Annotated in this window: 22 protein-coding genes and 1 riboswitch; of the genes, 4 read left to right on the top strand and 18 right to left on the bottom strand. The window is 38.8% G+C overall.

Going from position 1 to position 19,934, the window contains the following annotated elements:
• Positions 1 to 10: 10 nt before the first annotated feature.
• From rpoZ to BAU16_RS10875, 7 genes are all read right to left on the bottom strand, one after another.
• Entirely contained in the window at positions 11 to 316 is a 306-nt protein-coding gene (gene rpoZ, locus BAU16_RS10905; protein WP_161527070.1) for a DNA-directed RNA polymerase subunit omega, read from the bottom strand.
• A gap of 4 nt (positions 317 to 320) precedes the next feature.
• A complete protein-coding gene (gene gmk, locus BAU16_RS10900) occupies positions 321 to 935 on the bottom strand; it encodes a guanylate kinase (RefSeq protein WP_161527069.1) in 615 nt (204 codons plus the stop codon).
• Positions 936 to 1,117: 182 nt separating this feature from the next.
• Complete coding sequence (locus BAU16_RS10895; RefSeq protein WP_048604555.1) at positions 1,118 to 1,399, bottom strand: hypothetical protein; 282 nt, start codon at positions 1,397 to 1,399, stop codon at positions 1,118 to 1,120.
• Between the two features lie 56 nt (positions 1,400 to 1,455).
• Positions 1,456 to 2,340 (bottom strand): YicC/YloC family endoribonuclease, encoded by an 885-nt coding sequence (locus BAU16_RS10890; RefSeq protein WP_048604556.1) that lies wholly within the window; start codon positions 2,338 to 2,340, stop codon positions 1,456 to 1,458.
• 79 nt (positions 2,341 to 2,419) lie between these two features.
• The gene (locus BAU16_RS10885; RefSeq protein ID WP_048604557.1) at positions 2,420 to 2,638 is read right to left on the bottom strand and encodes a YdbC family protein; all 219 of its coding nucleotides are present in this window, start codon (positions 2,636 to 2,638) and stop codon (positions 2,420 to 2,422) included.
• A 3-nt stretch (positions 2,639 to 2,641) separates the two neighbouring features.
• Entirely contained in the window at positions 2,642 to 4,294 is a 1,653-nt protein-coding gene (locus BAU16_RS10880; protein WP_161527068.1) for a patatin-like phospholipase family protein, read from the bottom strand.
• A 98-nt stretch (positions 4,295 to 4,392) separates the two neighbouring features.
• Complete coding sequence (locus BAU16_RS10875) at positions 4,393 to 5,112, bottom strand: class A sortase (protein WP_137605926.1); 720 nt, start codon at positions 5,110 to 5,112, stop codon at positions 4,393 to 4,395.
• A 241-nt stretch (positions 5,113 to 5,353) separates the two neighbouring features.
• Here BAU16_RS10875 and BAU16_RS10870 point away from each other — a divergent pair, with 241 nt between their 5' ends.
• A complete protein-coding gene (locus tag BAU16_RS10870) occupies positions 5,354 to 6,127 on the top strand; it encodes a hypothetical protein (protein ID WP_048604559.1) in 774 nt (257 codons plus the stop codon).
• A 43-nt stretch (positions 6,128 to 6,170) separates the two neighbouring features.
• Here the strand turns inward: BAU16_RS10870 and thiT are convergent, their stop codons facing one another.
• From thiT to BAU16_RS10855, 3 genes are all read right to left on the bottom strand, one after another.
• Entirely contained in the window at positions 6,171 to 6,752 is a 582-nt protein-coding gene (gene thiT / locus BAU16_RS10865; protein WP_161527067.1) for an energy-coupled thiamine transporter ThiT, read from the bottom strand.
• A 59-nt stretch (positions 6,753 to 6,811) separates the two neighbouring features.
• A riboswitch (TPP riboswitch) is annotated at positions 6,812 to 6,913 on the bottom strand.
• Positions 6,914 to 7,111: 198 nt separating this feature from the next.
• On the bottom strand, positions 7,112 to 7,408 hold the full coding sequence (locus tag BAU16_RS10860) for a rhodanese-like domain-containing protein (protein ID WP_048604561.1): 297 nt from the start codon (positions 7,406 to 7,408) through the stop codon (positions 7,112 to 7,114).
• Positions 7,383 to 9,095 (bottom strand): FAD-dependent oxidoreductase, encoded by a 1,713-nt coding sequence (locus BAU16_RS10855; protein WP_272927846.1) that lies wholly within the window; start codon positions 9,093 to 9,095, stop codon positions 7,383 to 7,385. Before BAU16_RS10855 ends, BAU16_RS10860 begins: the two co-directional genes overlap by 26 nt.
• Before the next feature lie 289 nt (positions 9,096 to 9,384).
• Between BAU16_RS10855 and BAU16_RS10850 the strand changes: the two genes are divergently transcribed.
• Entirely contained in the window at positions 9,385 to 9,645 is a 261-nt protein-coding gene (locus tag BAU16_RS10850) for a metal-sensitive transcriptional regulator (RefSeq protein ID WP_161527138.1), read from the top strand.
• Between the two features lie 14 nt (positions 9,646 to 9,659).
• Positions 9,660 to 9,974 (top strand): DsrE family protein, encoded by a 315-nt coding sequence (locus BAU16_RS10845; RefSeq protein ID WP_161527065.1) that lies wholly within the window; start codon positions 9,660 to 9,662, stop codon positions 9,972 to 9,974.
• A 27-nt stretch (positions 9,975 to 10,001) separates the two neighbouring features.
• On the opposite strand, the gene BAU16_RS10840 is transcribed toward BAU16_RS10845, so the two are convergent.
• The 8 genes from BAU16_RS10840 to BAU16_RS10805 all read right to left on the bottom strand — a co-directional run bounded on the left by BAU16_RS10840 (position 10,002) and on the right by BAU16_RS10805 (position 18,358).
• Positions 10,002 to 11,432, bottom strand: a complete 1,431-nt coding sequence (locus tag BAU16_RS10840) for a glycoside hydrolase family 1 protein (RefSeq protein WP_161527064.1) — start codon at positions 11,430 to 11,432, stop codon at positions 10,002 to 10,004.
• Positions 11,433 to 11,438: 6 nt separating this feature from the next.
• Positions 11,439 to 12,536 carry a PTS fructose transporter subunit IIC gene (locus BAU16_RS10835; RefSeq protein ID WP_237579240.1) on the bottom strand — a complete coding sequence of 366 codons (1,098 nt, stop codon included), beginning with the start codon at positions 12,534 to 12,536 and terminating at the stop codon, positions 11,439 to 11,441.
• A gap of 4 nt (positions 12,537 to 12,540) precedes the next feature.
• Positions 12,541 to 12,861, bottom strand: a complete 321-nt coding sequence (locus tag BAU16_RS10830; RefSeq protein ID WP_161527063.1) for a PTS fructose transporter subunit IIB — start codon at positions 12,859 to 12,861, stop codon at positions 12,541 to 12,543.
• A 12-nt stretch (positions 12,862 to 12,873) separates the two neighbouring features.
• A complete protein-coding gene (locus tag BAU16_RS10825; protein ID WP_161527062.1) occupies positions 12,874 to 13,323 on the bottom strand; it encodes a PTS sugar transporter subunit IIA in 450 nt (149 codons plus the stop codon).
• Positions 13,324 to 13,415: 92 nt separating this feature from the next.
• Positions 13,416 to 13,574 (bottom strand): CAT RNA binding domain-containing protein, encoded by a 159-nt coding sequence (locus BAU16_RS10820; RefSeq protein ID WP_161527061.1) that lies wholly within the window; start codon positions 13,572 to 13,574, stop codon positions 13,416 to 13,418.
• A 415-nt stretch (positions 13,575 to 13,989) separates the two neighbouring features.
• Positions 13,990 to 16,869: a DEAD/DEAH box helicase gene (locus tag BAU16_RS10815; RefSeq protein WP_161527060.1), complete on the bottom strand. Its 2,880-nt coding sequence runs from the start codon at positions 16,867 to 16,869 to the stop codon at positions 13,990 to 13,992.
• 1 nt (position 16,870) lies between these two features.
• Entirely contained in the window at positions 16,871 to 17,275 is a 405-nt protein-coding gene (locus BAU16_RS10810) for a (deoxy)nucleoside triphosphate pyrophosphohydrolase (protein ID WP_161527059.1), read from the bottom strand.
• Positions 17,276 to 17,455: 180 nt separating this feature from the next.
• The gene (locus BAU16_RS10805; RefSeq protein ID WP_161527058.1) at positions 17,456 to 18,358 is read right to left on the bottom strand and encodes a helix-turn-helix domain-containing protein; all 903 of its coding nucleotides are present in this window, start codon (positions 18,356 to 18,358) and stop codon (positions 17,456 to 17,458) included.
• A gap of 92 nt (positions 18,359 to 18,450) precedes the next feature.
• On the opposite strand from BAU16_RS10805, the gene BAU16_RS10800 reads away from it, so the two are divergent.
• Complete coding sequence (locus BAU16_RS10800; RefSeq protein ID WP_161527057.1) at positions 18,451 to 19,686, top strand: S41 family peptidase; 1,236 nt, start codon at positions 18,451 to 18,453, stop codon at positions 19,684 to 19,686.
• Positions 19,687 to 19,934: the final 248 nt, after the last annotated feature.

The following is a 19,934-nucleotide window of genomic DNA, read 5'->3' as shown; positions in this document are numbered from 1 at the left end:
TTGAAAATGTCTATAATTTTTGTTCGTCGCGAATCCGTGCTTCCAGTTCTTTTTGACTTCGATCTTTTTGTGCTTCTTTTTCTTCCTTTTCCATTTTCAAACGTGCTCGTTTGATTTCTGGATGAGGATCACTGATAACAGTTCTTGCATCGATTTCTTCCAATGCTTGTCCGACACTTTTAACAGAATCGAAGCTATCCAAGGTTGCTTGCCCGCCGGCATCTAATTCATGAGCTCGTTTGCTGGCAAGGATTACTAGGGAATACTTGGAATTTACTTGATTTAACAATGAGTCGATAGAAGGTTTCAACATCATAAGACTACATCTCCTTTAACATTCTGATATATTTTCCGATTACTCGATCAACACGATAATGTTCGCTTTCAATGATCTTTTTGATTCGTTCCACAGCCTTTGGTACTTCGTCATTAACGACGGCATAGTCGTACAGCGCCATCATTTCGATTTCTTCTCTGGCCACCTGCATGCGCTCTTCGATCACATCCGGTGCATCTGTTCCCCGACCGACGATTCGTGATTTCAATTCATGAAGATCTGGTGGGGTCAAAAAGATGAACACACCATCCGGCACTTTTTCTTTTACTTGCTGTGCGCCTTGGACTTCGATTTCTAAAAAGACATCTTTGCCGTCATCCAGCGTTTTTTGAACATAGGAAAGCGGGGTGCCATAGTAATTACCGACATACTCGGCGTACTCCAGCATCTCTCCTGATTCGATCAATTTTTCAAATTCTTCTCTTGTACGGAAAAAATAATCTACACCTTCTACTTCCCCTTTTCGCATTTCGCGAGTGGTCATGGAAACAGAATAGTGAAAATCATTGTCCTTGCTTTCAAAAATGGCTTTGCGTACAGTGCCTTTTCCAACACCTGAAGGCCCGGATAATACGATTAATAAACCTCGATCTGACATAGGGACGTCCTTTCACTGGTCATTTGCTTAACGTCTATTTTGCACTTTTTTTCTGTAAGTTTCAAGAGTTACTTTACTATTATAGCGGTATTTTCCACAAAAAGCCACTTTTAAAAAAATGGCAAAAAGAGAGAAGCCTGTTTTTCCAACAAGCTTCCCATCTTTTGACAAACAACCAATAATCAAAAACCCATATTTGATAAGGCGTTAATCACACTGGTCAATTCGTCTTTGCGCTCCATCGCTTCGTCAATCGGGTCTTTGACTTCTTCGATATCAATACGGGCAAGGTATTGCCGTTTGACTACGATATACGTCTCATTTACCAGCAACTGCAATTCATCCTCCGTGATTTTCACACAGGCGTCTTCCCAAGCGTCAAAGGGATCTTTTTCAGAGGGAACCGTTCGTTTGATGATTCCGCGACCGCTTAATCCTTGAAATGTCACATCATAATACTTCATTTTTTGTTCCTCCTCTTTCTTCGCATTAAACTTCTTTGATAAAAGTAAAGCTGGTTTTATTCAATATTTTGAACTTGCTCACGAATTTTTTCCACGATTGTTTTCATCTGTACGACCAATTCTTTGATTTCAATCGGACTGGATTTTGAACCAATCGTATTGATTTCTCGGTTCATTTCTTGAATCAAAAAATCAAGCTCCCGGCCAACCGGGATATCCTGTGCGACTAGAACGGCAAATTTTTTCAAATGAATCGCCATACGATCAATCTCTTCGTGGATGTCGCTGCGTTCCAGCAGTAACACCATTTCCGTCAGTAGTCGTTCCTGATCAACACTTTCTCCCAAATATTCCTGCAGTTTCTTTTCAAATCGCCCCCGGAAATCCGTTTCATATTCGGCTGAAAATTGCATTAAATCTGCTAATCGATTGGACAACTCGGTACCATTTGCCGCAAGCACCTGCCGTAATTGCTCCCCTTCCGTTGTGCGGGAGCGGACATTTGCGGCCAAGGCTTGGTCAATTGCCTGCAAAACCAACGATTCCAACAACTCATCTTCTGCCTTTTTTTGCTTGACCTCGACAAAATCCGGCAACACCGCCAACTCTTCCAACAACCGTGCCGGTGAAAAATCCGTTTCCCCAAAGCGTTCTTTGCTGCCTTGCTGCAGTTCTTTGACCAGTTGCTCGATCAAGGACCAGTGCACTTGGATTTCTTTGTCCGTGTCACCTTTTTCGGTCAGAGTCACGTAAATTTCTACCCGTCCTCTTTGCAGATGTTCCTTTACCTTTTGCCGAATTGCTCCTTCAAAACTGTTCAGTTGCTTAGGACTGCGCAGCTGAATATCCAAAAAGCGGTGGTTGACACTTTTGATTTCTACTTCGATTTGATACTGGTCCGATTCGCTGATTGCTTTACCAAAACCGGTCATGCTTTTCATGGACAAGGCTCCTTCGTATTCATTTTTTACTAAAAGATTTCCCCTTTTCCTGTTGGTTAAAGAAGAGGACTGCTTACCGTTACATTGCCTGAATTGTTTTTTTCAACGCATCAAATTCTTCGTTGCTCAAGGTGACACCTTTCCCCATCTTTTCATGTTCCGGGCTCCAATCCCGCAAATCAAATTTTGGCGGACGGCCGTTCCAACTGACTAGATTCAGCTCTTTTCTCCACCCTTTTGGATTCTCAGATAAAACTGCGATTTCTTCTACGATCTCGTAACTAAATTCTTGCGCCATGTTTTATTCTCCTTCGTCTAAATACATCAAAAATCTTGCCGCAATCAGCGGAATCGGCAGCCGCTCCAATAAATGGACCGGCAACTCCTGTCTTTGTTCCCGGAACATTCGGTAAAAATAAATGAATTGATTGACTTCTGACCAAGCAATCAATCGTTCCCGATACATCCGCAGCCATTCTTGAACCGAATAAACACCTTCAAGGGGCTCTTGTTTTTCCAAAGCGGTGAACAAAGCCCGACAAAAATCTGTTTTTCGATAAACGTGTGCCGGCTCCAAAGACAGCAGCAGACCCATCCATTCCATTAGCGCCAGACCGGCTGTTTCAAAAGTAACCTTGCCCTGATAAAACTTACGCATTTTTTGCCACGTTTCTTTTCTTTTAATCAAGCGCCACAGTCGAGGTTGCGTTTTACGGATTTTTTGGCAAAACTGCTGCCAATCGTTTTCCAGATTTTCTTCGTTAAAAAAAGTATACCAGTAGCCTTGAAAACGCGCAAAATACTTTTGGGTCTCATAATAGCCTAACTGATAATTTTTTTTGGACCGATCCCCGTCAAACACTAAAAAACTGCCCAGCGTCCATGGGGAATGCAGTTCAATAACTGCCACAGATTGCGGGACAGCGGTTTTTTTGACAAAACCCGGTCCCTGCACATCCACCAGAATACATTCCGTTGCCCCTTGCGCAAGCGCCACATCCACCGGCAAATTATTCCGATAGCCGCCATCCATGTATAGTTGCCCGCCAATCTCCTTGGCCTTCATTGCCGGATAAAAAGAGGCCGACGCAATCAGCCAATCCAAGCTTTCCGGCAAATTTTGCCAATCAAAGGGCACCACTACCTCAAAAAAATCCGGCAATCGGGTACTACAAACGTATAGCTGAATTTTTTGTCCTTGGTCTTTTTCTGGAGAAAAATTTTGCTGGATCAACTGCATTAACGGCTCCGTGCTTGTTCCGTTTTCCCGCAAAGCCGTCGCAGTCAATGAACGAATCTGATTCAACAAAGCCACTAAGGTGCGACTTTCTGCCGCTGCCGCCGGAAATTGCAGCACTGAGCCGGTGTTGATCTGCCACCAAAGATTTCGTGCCGCTTCACTGTCACCTTGCAGAATCAATCCGCCATTCAGCGCCCCTACAGAGGTGCCGGTAATCAATTGAATGGCAACTCCTTGTTCCTTTAATGCCTGCCACACGCCGATCTGATAAGCTCCCCGCGCACCCCCACCGCCAAGAACCAATGCAGTATGATACTGGCAACGTTTGACGAGTGTTTTTCCTTCAACGGTATAGCCATAAACCGTTAACCAACGCTGCAAAGTCTTTTCCACTGTGACCTTCAACTGGATTTGTTTGCTGAAATTTTTTTTGGCAAACACTTCAATGCTGTCAAACGTTTCCTGCCAAGTCACTTTTTCTGCCGGATGCTGCAACAAATTGGTCACCACCAACGCCTCTTCGTGAAGAGTGCCGCTTAAATAAAAGGTATGCTGCTGCACGGTGATTTGCCAAGCGGTTCCCTCTTTGACCGCCTGTAAAAAGCCCGCCCGTCCCGCAGAATGACTCGTAAAAAAAGGCAGTGCCAATTGACTTTTCTGAAAATTTGTTTGGTATTCAATAAATTCTGAAGGATAAATTCGTTCAATAATCATCAAATTCCCTCCCCTTTCCAGTATAACAAAAAAGCAGATAGCTGAAAAAAGATGCGAAGAAAACTGTTTAAAGGTTTCATTCGCATCCGTTATTCAAATCAATAGGTTTTTTGTTCTAAGTTAAAGGCATCTTTCATTTCTTTGGTCGCCTCATTAATGGGGGTAATTTCTTGTAATTCGCCCTGCACAACGATTCGATTGGTGCCCGCATCATCGTTACAAGTAATCAATGTTGCCAATTTTTTTCCGGGAATGATGTCCAGCCACTCCACCGCTGTTGGGGCGACAGTTTTTTTGATTTGGGTTTTATAGGTGTACACCTTGCTCAAGTCCGTCAGATAAAAAATATCACCGACTTTGACATCTTCCAACGGGCGAAACAGCAGTCCTTCTTCCAATGCCCGGTGACTGGCAAGGGCGTAGTTGCCTTCTCCCATTTTTTGCGCAGGGTCTAAAGTACCTGCTCCCCACAACAGCGCCTCATTCGACAGTCCTTTAAAAATTGGCAGATTGACCTTGACACGCGGCACAGCAACTCCCCCAATCACCGGTAGACGTTTATTGCTGAATTGCGCCCGCAAGACCGCTTCCGGTGAAACGGATTCGATCGCATCAAAATCAAACGGCGCATCTGCCTCCAGATTTTTTTCCACTTCTTTTTGCGTCATCGCCGAAACGGCATACTTTTCTCCATTGGACTTGATCAAAAAATTCTTGATCTGATTACTGAAAACCAGTGCCAAACCAACGACCAATAATAAGACTAAAAGCAGATTGATCAGCCAATTTTTCACACGAGATTTTTTTTTCTTTGCCATCCTTTTACGCTCCATTTTTTTGATAGGCTAACTATATCATATTTTCCCATTAAGAGCCTACTTAAGCGTATTTCTCCCATTAAGGAGCAATCATTTGTTTTTTTAATAAAATGAAAACAAAAAAAGAAAAATTTCATAAAATTGTCCTTTTGTAATAAAATTTTAAAGGAAAAGAAACAAGCTTTTATAGCGGCTTTGTTGTAAAATAAAAGCACACAGTGAAAAGGAGGAGTAGGTGAAAATGACAAAAATGGTCTATGTCCATATCGACACAACCAGCAACGCCGTTTTGTCACGGGGAATTACGACCGCAGATTTCACTCGCGGAATCGTTCATCAACCCAAGAATATCCTACTGCTTGATCCCTCCAGTGACTATGGCGAATATGAAGCACATACCGGTATGAAAGTCCTGCGAGGCAGTGAGGCAATTGATCACTTTTTTACGACGATCAGTCGCGGGCGGGTGCAAGAAGAAATCAAATGGATCGATTTTAGCGACGGTTCTATGATCAAGGAACTGACGCCTCTTGAAATTTCTGAATTGTTGTATTTTGGTCACATGAAGACGCACCTCCATTCCCCATTTTTTTATAAATTACAAAATAATTTTGTTTACTTTGATCTCAAAGATGATTTAGCTCGGATTTATTACCGCTATTTGGATGAATTTTATCGCATCTTGGCCGACAAGCTGACTCGGATTGTTTTGGAACGAATCAATGATCGACGGTCTTTTTTCCGCAAAGCAACCTCTGTTGACAAGCTTTCGATTGAACGCTTAAAGGAATTGAAAGGCTTGTTTCAAGAAGGAACCCTCTTTTGCTTCGATCAGACAGAATTGATTGACAAAGAGTATCGAATTCCGATTTACATCGTAGAAGACGCCGGCTTGCGTAAACAAGAAAGCCAATACTTAGAAGACATGCGGGTCGCAACCTTGACCTATCATAGCGTCAAACGAACTTGGAAAATCGATTATGAAGACGAAGATCTTATTTTTTTGCCAAACTAAAAACGTTTCTTCAACGACAAAAGTCAATTGAAGAAACGTTTTTTTAGTTTGAGGAAAGAGAATTTGTCGCTTTTGGCGTAAATAATTGTGGCGCAAGAGTGTAACTGAGAACAACGACAACGGCTGTGGTCACTGCTGTTGCCAAACCAGAAGCACTGTTCATGACCAGCGAATACAGCCACGGTTTCATTCCCCACTGAGCGTAGGAACCCCAAAAGACCCAACCGGCAACAAAATGCCAGAAATAACGTGCCAAAGCGCCCACAAAGGCGCCTTGAATCAAAGTAAGCTTTATTTTATTGCCATTGCCTTTGCCAATTTCCCGTTTTAATTTCACCGCATACAATCCCGCCAAACCAGCAAAGGTAAAGGCGATAGGGTATTCGATCAATACTTGGATTACGCTGAGGTACCAAACCTTCCCCATCGGAAAATGCAATAGCCCCCAAATCGCTCCTGCCGCCAACCCCGGTTTCCAGCCTCGGCGTAGGGCAAAAATCGTCAAGGGAATCTGCCCCAACGAAATAGAAAAACTAGCACCGATATCCAGTGGAATCAGCGACAATACCATCGCCAAAGCGGCAATAATCGTTCCTTCCACCCATATTCTGATTGATTTATTCATAACAAAAAAACTCCTCCTTTTAGAACCGTCACAATTCACAAAGGAGAAGCATCATCTACTTCTATCTCCGTCACAATTCCTACGTTCGAATGATCGAAACAGGTACGAAGGGTTTAGAGTTTCCTCAATCTCAGCCCAAATGGACTCCCCTTTGCGAGCGCGTTCTATTTAATTTTTTGGTACGTGTCAAGAATACCATATTTTAAAAAAATTGAAAGAGATTTGTTTGGGAAACCCGGTTAAATTGTTTCATGTGAAACTTTTTTAGGTTACTAATAAATGACGACGAACAATCGGTTTTTTTGGTTGCTAATCGCCACTTTTTTTCGGCTTATCTCGTTGGGTTTATCGTTTTCTAATTATTCCAACCCACCTAGCCAAGCGGAGGTGCCACCCATCACATTCACCACACGATAGCCTTTTGCCGCTAAAAAGTTACAGGCCATTGTCGATCGTGAGCCGCTTTGACAAATGATGTAATATTCCTTGTCCGTGTCTAATTTTCCATAGGCTGATCCTAATTCACTCAAAGGAAAATTGACAGCTTGTGGTACATGTCCAAAGCGATACTCATGGGTTTCTCGAATATCGATGATTGCTAAAGACTGACGTTTTGTTTTTTGATAAAATTCAGGCATTCCGATTGAACGATACATTTTCAATTTCCTCCGGTCTGATTATATGATACAAGGCAAAGCCGCCGTCCAAACTTTTGGCACGAAACCCCGCCTGCTTTAATATTCTTTCTGCTAAATAACTGCGCATCCCGCTATGACAACTGACAATATATTCTTTAGCAGGATCTAGTTCCGACAATCGGCAGCGTAACTCATGTAACGGAATGTTGTAGGAATGCTTGAATCGCCCATTTTGCCATTCTTCTTTCGTTCTCACATCCAACAAAATTTTGCCCTCTGCTACTTCTTGCGTAAGCTCGTGCCATTGCAGCGATTCGCTGATGCCTTCTGCTAGATTCAAAGCGGCATAGCCCAACATATTTACCGGATCTTTTGCTGAACCAAAGGGCGGCGCATAAGTAAATTCTAATTCCGGCAGCATATCAATCGTCATTCCACCTTTGATGGCAGTAGCTAAACTGTCAATTCGCTTGTCCACTCCTTTTTCTCCCACACCTTGAGCGCCATAGATTTCTCCGGTCGTGGCGTTGAACACCAATTTCAATAAAATATCTGTTGCCTCTGGATAATAACTTGCATGATCTTTGCCGGAAACATGAACAACAGAGACATCAAAGCCTGCTTGTTTTGCGCTGCGTTCACTCAACCCAGTTGAGGCTGCCGATAAATTGAAGGTACGAACAATGGCAGTTCCGATACTTCCTTGATTTTTTCGAGGAAGTCCAGCAATGATATCCGCCACCTGACGACCTTGGCGATTCGCTGGAGAAGCCAAGGAAATCAACGCATCTTCGCCAGTGATTTGCTGTTTGACCACAATAGCATCCCCCACCGCGTAAACGTCTTGGGCGCTGGTCTGGTAGTGCTCGTCTACAACAACTCCATCATGAAATCCAATTTCTAGTCCAGCTTGCTCTGCTAATTGATTTTCCGGTCGAACACCGACAGACAAAATCGTAAGATCAGAGGAAAGAACTTGTCCATCTTCTAGAATAATTTTTTTACCCGCCTCTTCAAAGGCTGTCACCGCTTGAGATGTAATGACACGAACATCATTTTTCTGCAATTCATTTTTGACAAAGGCTGCCATCTCTTCATCCAAGGTTGATAAAACAAAGGGGGCTGACTCAACAATCGTGACTTTTAAACCGCGTTTTTGTAAACTTTCTGCCATTTCCAAACCAATAAATCCAGCGCCAATCACCACAGCATTTTCCGTTGTTTCGGTGATTCCTGCCATGATTTTATCTAGATCCGGAATACTCCGCAACGTATGGACATTCGAGGCTTCCGACAACCCTTTAATTGGTGGGATAAAAGGTTTTGCCCCTGGGGATAAAATTAATTTATCATAGGATTCGACCTTTGTACCTGCTTCACTTTTGACAGTAACTGTATGTTCTTCTGGTGAAATGACGGTTACCTCATGATTCGGTCGAACATCCAAATTAAAACGCGCCTGTAAAGTTTCCGGCGTTTGAATCAGCAATTCATTTCTTTCCGCAATTTCACCGGACACATGATAAGGCAACCCGCAGTTGGCAAAAGACACATAGGGTCCCTTATCCAAAACAATAATCTCCGCATCTTCCATCAAGCGGCGCAACCGAGTCGCAGCCGACATCCCACCGGCGACACCACCGACAATGATAATTTTCATCTCTGTTTCCTCCTTGTTTGTTCGAGTTTTTTTAAAAAGATTGATAATAAATATACCGCTAGTGGTATAAATAAATCAGTATCCCACAAGAAAAAGAACGCAATTAGACTGTTTTATTTGTAAATTAAAAATAAAATGAATTTTTTTTGATAAGAAAATAAAAGCAAATTCTTTTTAAGCTGTATACCTAGTAGGGTATATTTAAACTTAATAAATGGGCTTTGTCAACTCTCCCAATCGAAAAAAATTTTAATCAAGTCAAAACATTGACGGATATACCCTCGATAGGTATAATTCAATTAACTAATTTTGAAGGAGCGAGACGATGGCAACAATGACCGAAGAACAAAAAAAAATCATCAATCGTTTGCGACGAACAGAAGGACAAATTCGCGGCATTCAAAAGATGATGGAAGAGGAAAAAGAGTGTATCGATATTATTACCCAACTAAGTGCCGTACGTTCCAGCATTGATCGGGTTATGGGCATGATCGTGGCAGACAATCTAAAAAACTGTTTCGAAAACCCTGAAAAAGATCCAAAAGAACAAGCGGAAAAATTAGAACAAGCCATTAACATGATTATCAAAAAATAACGAGGTGGAACCCTATGAAAGTTGTTTTCCATATCGATGAATTAGAAAAGTGGCAGGAGACGGCACAAAACGTCAAAAATTTACTGAAATCATCTTCAGACATTACCATTGTAGTCTCGGTCAACGGCATCGCCATTAAAGGATATTTAGAGAACAAAAACCTTCCTTTTATTCAAACTAACGATGTGCAATTTCACGCCTGTAACAACGCCATGAAAGCAAATAAAATCAGCAAGGACGACTTGCCTGAAAACGTGGTCGTCGTCCCTGCTGGGGTTCTAGATTTGGTTGAGCTGCAAAGTGTCGGGTATGGGTATGTGAAGGCGTGAGGGGGAGTTATCTCACATCTGTAACTTTTAAACAGCCTTCCCATTTCCTCTAATAACTTCTTGGAGCCAATAAAAACTATCCTTTTTCAATCTTTTTCCGGTTCCTTTTCCGGAATCATCAATATCGACATAAATGAATCCATATCGTTTACTCATTTGTGCAGAAGCATTACTGACAATATCGATTGGCCCCCAAGTTAGACACCCCATGACTGGGACACCATCTTTGATTGTTTCTTTTAGTTGGTGCAGATTCTCTTTGAAAAATTCGATTCTATCTTGATCATGAATTTTTCCACCTTCAACTTTATCGTGTATTCCCGTGCCAAGCTCCATCAAAAATATCGGTAATTGGTACTGGTCATATAACTTGTTCAACGTATAGCGCAACCCAATTGGATCCTCCAACCAATCCCATGCGTTCTTTTTAATATGAGGATTATTAATTGCTGGATTAGGCCAATTTTTGATACTCTTTTTAGAAACGGTTCGATTGCCATAATAGGAAACACCAATAAAATCTGCTTGTCCTTTTTCAAATACTTCTTTGTCTTTTATTTGGAATCCGATATCAAACCCATTCTCATCAATATACCGAAGTATCGTTCCAGGATACTTGCCACGTACCAATACATCCAGATAATAGTTTTCAAACTGATTATTTAATTGTGCAGCTCGTATATCTTCCGGACTGCTTGAGGCAGGATAAGCATAGTTAGATAAAATCATCGCTGCGATTTGATTACTGGGATCAATCTCATGAGCCAATTTCGTTGCTAGACTAGACGCTAGCATTTTGTGATGCAACGCTTTTAATTTGTTTTCTAATGAATTTTCGACTAAATCGCTTGGCATGCCAAATTGACTAAAAGATTCTCGATGAATCAGATTCATTTCATCAAATGGTACCCAATACTTTACTCGCCCTTTAAAGTGGGTAAACAAAACTTCGCAATATCTCAAATAAAAATCAATGACTTTTCTTGAATACCATCCCTTATATTTCACGGATAAGTGCACCGGCATTTCAAAATGTGAAATTGTTATGATTGGCTCAATATCATTTTTGATTAGTTCGTTTATCAGATCATCATAAAAAGCCAATCCTTTTTCATTCGGCCGTTCTTCATCACCCATAGGAAAAATTCGTGCCCAGTTGACTGATGTTCGAAAAGAATTCAAACCGAGTTCTTTGAGCAAAGCAATATCTTGCGGATACGTATGGTAAAAATCAATCGCAGTTCTTCTTGGATAATAATTCACTGTATCTACAATTGCTAAATCGATTTCTGATGTTGACATAAGATCATTTTGTACCTTGCCTTCTTCATAAGCAATTAGGTCTGGCGGCGTTACTCCTTTGCCATCTAAAGTCCAATTCCCCTCTGTTTGTGTTGCTGTAACCGCCCCACCCCATAAAAAATCTAGTGGAAATTCTTCATTTGTATGCTTGACCATTTTCTATTACTCCCCCACTCTAAATTTATCAATCTCATCCAAATCATAGTTTTTATCTTTACCCACAAATTCTTTTATTGCTTCAGTCCTTCGATACTTTAATGCTTTTAGACCATTGACCATCATCGCAGTAACAACGACTCCAGCTGCAATACATAATAAGTATAGTGGAATATTGCTAGTAAACGGAATGGCTAAAAATGTTGATAGTGCAGTGTTTTGTGTTATTCCTAACAAAGTAACTAGACCGCTGGAAACAGTCGTTCCAATAATAATACTAGGTAACACACACAAAGGATCAGCTACCGCAAACGGGATTGCTCCTTCTGATATTCCTACCAGCCCCATAATAATTGCAGAACGTCCACTTTCAATTTCTTCTTCCGAATAATATTTTTTTCCAATAATCGTTGCTAAAAACATGCCAACAGGTGCAATAGAAACTGCAATTTCCATTGGTGTACTTATGGTATAGATTCCTTCTGCAAAAGCTGCTAACCCAAAAGTATTCGCAATTTTATTGATTGGACCTCCCATATCGACTGCCATCATTGCTCCAAGAATGACAGAAAGCAACACGGCATTACCACCACTCATACTCTGCAACCAACTAGTCAAAGCTTCGTTCATTGCAGCAATTGGTTTTCCTATGATATAGATTGTCAGAAAGCCAATGACTGTAGAACCTATTAACGGAATAAGGACCATCGTTTTCACGGGTGCAATTCGTGGTGGAAATTTTATTTTCTTCAAGAACAATATAAAATAGCCAGAAGCGATCCCTACGACCATTCCACCAAGAAATCCCGCATTTAATTGTTGTGCTACCATTCCTCCAATAAAAGCCGGACCTAATCCTGGTTTATCTGCAATGGAATAGCTGATATACGCCGCAATAATCGGTACAACCAATTCCAAACCGATAACACCCAATTGCCTCAGATCGCCCCAAATCGTAATAGTGTCATTCCACACATTCGATCCACCAAAGATTACTGAAAAAGACGCCATCAAGCCGCCTGCAACAACAACTGGCAACATATAAGAAACGCCTGTCATGAAATGCCTAGCAAGTTCCTTACCAAATTTTTTTATACTTGTCACTTTCTCAACCCCCAATCATATCCAAAGCACGTTTAAATACTTCTCTCCCATTTTTTATTACTTCTGAGGTACCGACTTCAACTATTTTCTTCTTTTCAAAACGTTCTTTGCCAACTACTGATGTATCGACTGCAAAAATCACTACATCTGCTTCGTCAATATCTTGTTGAGATAATGGTTGCTCAATTCCCATTGCCCCTTGTGTTTCAACCTTAATCTCGCAATTTTCCTTTTTTGCATACTTTTTTAAATTTGCTTCAGCCATATACGTGTGAGCAACTCCAGTAATACATGCTGTGATCGCTACGATTTTTACTTTTGCCATTCTCTTCACTCCTTAATTTGATAAAAGTTTGACTAACCGGTCAACAGACGTTTCCTCTCTAATTTTTTCAATAAATGAATCGTCCATTAACCTTCCAGATAGCTCTGCTAACATTCTTAAATGATCAGTTCCATTATCCGTTTGAGGAATAGCCATTAGAAAAATAATATCCACCGGTTCCCCATCTAATGAACCCCAATTAATTGGTTGCTGTGCTTTAGCAAAAATAAGAGTGGCTTTCTTGACAGTGCTTCCTTTTCCATGAGGAATCGCAAGATGATTTCCAATTCCAGTCGTGGTGTAACTTTCTCTCTCAAAAACAGCTTGAATAAATTCATTTTTATCAATTAGATCGCCATTTTCAAATAATAAAATAGCCAATTTTTCAATTGCTTCTTTTTTTGAACTTGCGTTAAAATCCATAATAATATTTCTAGCTGTAATAAATTCTTTCAAAGACATCGCCTACCTCCCTTCTAAATCAAAACAGACCCGATACACTCCACATACGTGAAATGGATCAAGCCTGCTTATCAGTTACCCTCCAGTAAATTTTATTCAATTTTTCGATACCGTCGTGCTTGTTCCCCATCAATAGCATCCCCTTGTCGTTTACCAAAACCGATACCGCGCTGCACCAATACCCACTCTCCTTTCCGTTCAATTTCTTTTACAATCACCGCATTATGCGACAACACCTGAACTACCACCATATTCCCACCCTTTCTGATAGTAAAAATCGACATAAAAAAAGAGGTACTAGACGACTGTCCAATACCTCTGACATAGCAAATAAACGAGCATTGACTTTCCTTGTTAAATCCCAAATTTCAGAGAAAAATTGCACTAAACCGGTAGAAATCCAGAAAAAAATTAGGTACAATTAACAAGGTTAGTGCTTGCACTAACTATGGCAACTTGATTGATCAGGTCCAACTGATTTTTCAAGGCCTTGCAGTTTAGTTCCCGCTAAACTTCAAGGTGCCTTTTTTTATTCAATTTAAACTATCTGGCTTCATTTTAATGAAAACGATTCCTTTTTGTCAAGCGAACATAAGGAATTTATTTCTGAAATATGAAAATAATTATGAGAAATAGAAAAAAACTACTTCATTCTTATCACATTTCTCATCTCTCCATTAAGGTACTCGTCAAAAATTTATAAAGATTCGGTTCAACTGGCTGATCCAATATAAACTCCATATCGACAATATTCACGTTTTTTTCGGTATTTATTGGCTTTTTCTCCTGTTTTATTGTCTCAATAATTGGTTTAATTTTTCCAAGATAGTAGAAATCAGTTTCTTTATCTCTATCATTATATTTTCTTTTTATGAAAAGATGCACATCCCAATTATCCCTATCTTTTAAAATAGCAACCTCTTTTGATTGAAGTGTTCGATTAGATTTTGTGAACCATTTGAAGATTCGTTCATCAATGAATTCATCCTCGTAAGCAATCTGAGAAGCCTTAAAATTTTTCCCTTTATCCAAAGTTACAAAAATAACAAAATGATTGTTGCTAAAAGTATATCCACCAATTCCTTGTTCATTTTGGCTGAATTCCATATTTAGCATTCGCAAAACATCTTTACGGCGATATTTCTTATACAAACTAAGTGATTCCAATAAATCATACTCTTTATTTTTTTCTAATGCGGTATCAATTAAATCCCCAAACATTTTACTAAAGTACATATTTTTCCGAGCAGTTTTAAAGAAATCTGTAATAGTAAGCGTATTTCTTGTTAGCTCAAAGAGTTGGCTCTCCTGATAAGTTCTGCGCAAATTCACCTCATAAAAGGTTAAATCTAAAACTTTTAGCATTGAATCAAGAGTTTCTTCACTGCAAGGAACCCTCTTCTCTAATAAAAGGTTCCTTATTTCAGTAATCGTCATACTCTCCCTTGAGCTATTAATAAATTCAGCTATAATCAATAATTCATGAGGACGAATGCCCGATAATAATTCTCGTGTAATAAATAATAATGCTAAATTCTCTTGCTCGGATAGTATTCCTTCTGCTTCTCCTATTTTCGTTAAAAAATTATAATAGGTTTTTTCTTTATTTGCGATAAGCTGTGGATCAATGCTACCAAATTTTTGAAAATCCAATAAATAAGGTACACGGTTCAATCGATTCTTTAAATCCTCATAACCTTTCTTGATTTCAACCATAGAATCAAGACTCGCTTCGTCAATTGATTTAAAAATTCGCTCCTTAGCAACCTGTTCAAAATTAATTGAAGATAAACCACTAATATAATTCGTATCAAAAGTATCTCGTCTAAGATTATTCTTGTTACGAGTATTATCGCCTGAAAACGCCATTGGAATCATATAATTATTCTTGTAGTTACCAATAAAATCAATTACTGTGACAAAATCTTTTGATGGATCTTTCCTTAATCCTCGTCCAAGTTGTTGAAGAAAAATAATACTTGATTGCGTATTTCTTAGCATGATAACCTGATTAATTTTAGGAATATCAATACCTTCATTGAAGATATCAACCGTAAAAATATAATTTATTTCACCGGTCTCCAACTTCTGTATCTCTGCTTCTCTGTCCCTAGTGGAATTTTCCCCAGAAAGATAGCTACTAGGTATGCCTCTATGTCTAAATAGTTCAGCCATTTTCTTAGCTTCGCTTTTCCTGCTACAGAATACCAACCCCTTGGGATTGTTTCGGGAACAACTATAATAGTTAATTTTTTCAATTAAAAAATCGACTCTCTCTTGATTAGTAAGATACTTTAAATCTGAGGTTTCATCAATAAGTAAACCATCTTTTTCATAATCAGTTACGCCAAAATAATGAAAAGGACATAGAAAATCTTCTTCAAGTGCCTCTTGCAGTCGAATTTCATAAGCAATATTGAAATCAAATAACTCAAAAATATTGAATCCATCTGTTCTTTCCGGTGTTGCAGTCATTCCTAACAAGAAATTTGGTTCAAAATAATCAATAACATTCAAATAAGACTGAGCACCTGCTTTATGCACTTCATCAATTAACAGATAGTCAAAATCATTTGGAGAAAATAATTCTCGGTATTCTTTTTTCGATATTGTTTGAATCGTCGCAAAGAGGTACCTAGCCTGAATATCCTTCTGTGTCCCTGATAATATACCAAAATCTTCCTCTAGCCCCCCTACAACTTCTTTGAACGACTCCATTGCCTTTTTTAAAATTTGTTCTCGATGAACAATAAATAACATTCTTTTCGGTTGCATTTGCGCTACATCAAACGCTGCTAGATAAGTTTTTCCCGTTCCAGTAGCTGAGATAACTAACCCTTTATCTGCGCCACTCTCCCTTAATTCTCTGAGACTTTCTAGAGCAGCCTTTTGCATTCGGTTCGGTGTAACATGATATTTTTCAGAAAAATCTTCGTTACTCTGTTCTACCAAGGGAACCACGGACTTTTTTATTTCATATATTTTCTTATATTCCTGAATCCAAAAACTCGTCAAAGACGTTGCCATTTCCCATTCTGATACAAGGTGTTCATATATTTGATGGATGATTTCTCCATGTTCATAAGAAGTTAAACGAACATTCCATTCATAATTTACCTTCAATGCATTAACAGTTAAATTTGAACTACCTATAATAAAAGAATGAAAATTTTCCCGTTGGAACAGATATCCTTTTGCATGAAAACCAATTTTTTCTGATACCCGTACTTCAAGATTTGGTATTTTTAATAGATCCTCAAACATATATGGTTGGTTAAAATAAAGATAGGTCGATGTTAACAGTTTCCCTTTGATCCCTTTCTTATTAAGATCGGCTAAACGTGACTTAATGACATCTAGCCCATCTTGTGTAATAAAAGCAACAGAAAAAAAGAAATTCTGACAGTTATCAATTTCATCTTGTAAGATATCTAGCAAAAATTCTTTTTTGCTTGGATTGTTTATGATTATCCTTGGATCATATTTTGAACTTTCGACTTGCCTATCAATAAATGCTTTTTTTAATGAGCGCTCCAATATATCCATCTTAGATACCTTTTGAATCCTTTTGTAATTTTTGAACAGTTGGAATATCTGCTGGTGCCCAATCTAAACTATTTAATTGTTCCACCGATAACCACTCAACAGCAACATGTTCAGTTAGTACAGGATTTCCCTTCTCTAAGTGACAAATAAAAGTTGTCAAATTTACTTGTCCGAAATCATATTCATAAGAGGTGCTTTTGAATGCTTCCTTCTCAACAGAGACAATTATTTTTAGTTCCTCTATTAATTCTCTTTTTAATGCTTCTCGCGCAGTTTCATTTTTTTCAATCTTCCCACCTGGAAATTCCCAAAGATTTGCTAACGCGCGTCCTGGTCCTCGCTTTGCACACAATATTTTATTGTCATCAATTAATATTGCACCGACAACATTTATCTGTTTTATCATTCTGAACACCCACTTATATTTTATAAATTTACGTCCACTCGATTAGGAGTATTTAACCGCATATATGATGTATCTTAATACAAGTTGCGCATTTTAAGTTTGCAATATATCTTTCCCAAGAATACCACATTCATCTCTAAAATTTACTCCCTTTTTTAATTTCGTCTTCTCTACATACTCCTACACCTGAAACAACTCCACCATTGTAACCAACTCCACAAAATCCGGGTAGCCATTCCAGCGTTTTCGACGCCTCCGCAAGGTTTTAGCCAGCTCATTTTGCTTTAAAATTCGGCATAATGACAAAGCAGTATCAAATTTCTGATTACACTGTTTTTCATCACCCATAATTTTCGCTAGGATACCTTGATGGAAAATCACTAAAATCTGCCCCATCACAGAATCGTTATTTTTAGATTCCTTTTCAACAATTTCTTGTATCTTTTCTGCCAAAGTAATCTCTCCGTGATAAACATAGTAGGAAAAAAGACTCAGTAAGAACCGAAAATAGACACTTTTTTGCGGATAAGTTTTAATTTTTCTTAAAATTGTTTGGGATTGAATACAAACACTCTCAACAGAAAGCAGAGGGAACAACTGCAAATAATCGTTAATTTCTATTAAAGTCCACTCTTGAATCTGAAAAAAATAGCGTTCCAAATACATTTGACCATAAAAAGATTTACCAGTCTCATCTTTCGGCGATTGCTCTTGATTCAGCCATAACACTCCCTGAATCAAATAATAGGAATGGTGTTGCCAATCATCCTCAAATTGACTGGCCTGTTTCAATTCTTCAGCCATCTCCTGCAGCCTTGAAAATTGAAAGGTATTTGTTAGTTGTCGGATTGTTCGTTGGATCCCTGTTTTCTGGGCATTTTCTTCTTTTTCCATCAACGCTTGAAACTCCCCGGCAGAAATATTGACCGCTGCCAGACATTTAAAAAATTGATCTGCTGTCAGCATGCTTTTCCCATTCTCAAATCGTGAAAGCTGGCTTTCTGAAATAGCAGTTCCACTGACTTGCCGAAGAGTTAGACCCTTTTGTATTCGTACTTGTTTAAATGTTTTTCCAAAATCCATTCTCATACTCCTTGCATTTATGCAATAAATTCGATTATTTTATTATATCTTTTCTATACTTAAAATACTAAAGAAAGAAAAGAGTAGTGATTATGGTACAAAATTATATAGATTATGCAAAGGAGATTATTTCCTTAACTCATGTGGATTACGCCGGTTTTCAGCGACAATCGTTGCCAAATGCGGGACGCTATTTAAAAAAAATAGAAAAATGCGCTACGTATAAAGAATTCTTTTATGAAACAGAAAAATTTTTACTCAGTTTTCAAGATCGTCATTTGGCAATAAAAGATCACACACAGCAAATTTGGGAGAATAATTTTCTTGTTCGACGGTTTGAGAATTCTCTTTATGTTACAGCTTGTGGAAAAAATTCTCCTCTGCCAATTGGAAGTGAACTCGTTGCCATTGATGGCAAATCCATTTCACAGGTTTCTCATTCTTTTCAAGACCTGCTTGATCCAATTCATGAGCGTCAAGACTTTCGCTTCATTCTAAATTACGCACAGGAAGTAACAGTGAGGAATGGCTCTTCCTATCAACTGGTAAAAGAAGTTCATCCCTTTTCCTACAACCCAGAATTTATCTATAAAAAAATATCTAATACGTGCAGTTATCTAAAATTAACTGATTTTGCAGATGATTCAGCAATCATCGAGTTACTTGAAAAAAATACAACTGACTTATCAAGCATTCCTCACTTGATTATTGATGTACGAATTAATCTTGGTGGATCGGATATAAATTATTTTCCGCTGTTGCCTTATCTTTTCACTAAAAATCGATCCATTAGCCAGTTAGTTGCACCGTCAGATTTTCTTTTTTTCAATGTAACCCAACGTTCCTATGATTTGCGAAAGGAGCTGTTTACAAACGAAGTCATAGAACAACTACCTGAAACCTTCCATCCATTTCTGAAAAAAGAACAGATTTTTTGGGAGCACCATCGGGGAATGGGAATGGTTCCCCGATTCAACGATTTTGATTATTCTTTTGAAGGAAAGTCCTATCCAAAAAAAATCGTGATTTTAACAGATGTCGCTTGCGGCTCTTCCGGAGATCAATTTGTAGAAACATGTAAACGGTCAGAGAAAGTGACTATCATCGGCCGCAATACATTAGGAGCTAATGATTATGCAAATTGTGTAGAGCAAAGCTATCCAGAATTTACGATTATGTATCCTACAAGTAAACATTCACGAGTGGATCGGGGAGCCGGTCTTCTGGGTAAAGGTGTGGTACCGGATATTCGTATTCCTTTCACGCGGAAACATTTAGTAAAAGATGTTGATTTAGCTTTTGCACTAGATTATTTAACAGAAAAATAGCCTAAACTAATTTTCTATAAACTAGTTTAGACCAACATAGTTTGATTTAAAAAATGGATATTGGTATCTCTGTACTGAGCAATCTGAAACTGATAATAAAGGAACGAGCTGCAAAAAAATAAAATAAGAATCAAAAGTTCTTAACAAATCTCTGTTTCTCATTTTGTTTTCTAGATTATTTGGAATCTCCATTTGATAGGCAGGTAGGCACATCAGATTTACAATATATTATGGCTCTATACTTTTTG

This window comes from Enterococcus sp. JM9B (assembly GCF_009933265.1).
Taxonomy (GTDB): Bacteria; Bacillota; Bacilli; order Lactobacillales; family Enterococcaceae; genus Enterococcus_C; species Enterococcus_C songbeiensis.
This window is presented reverse-complemented; position numbering and strand designations above follow the sequence as displayed.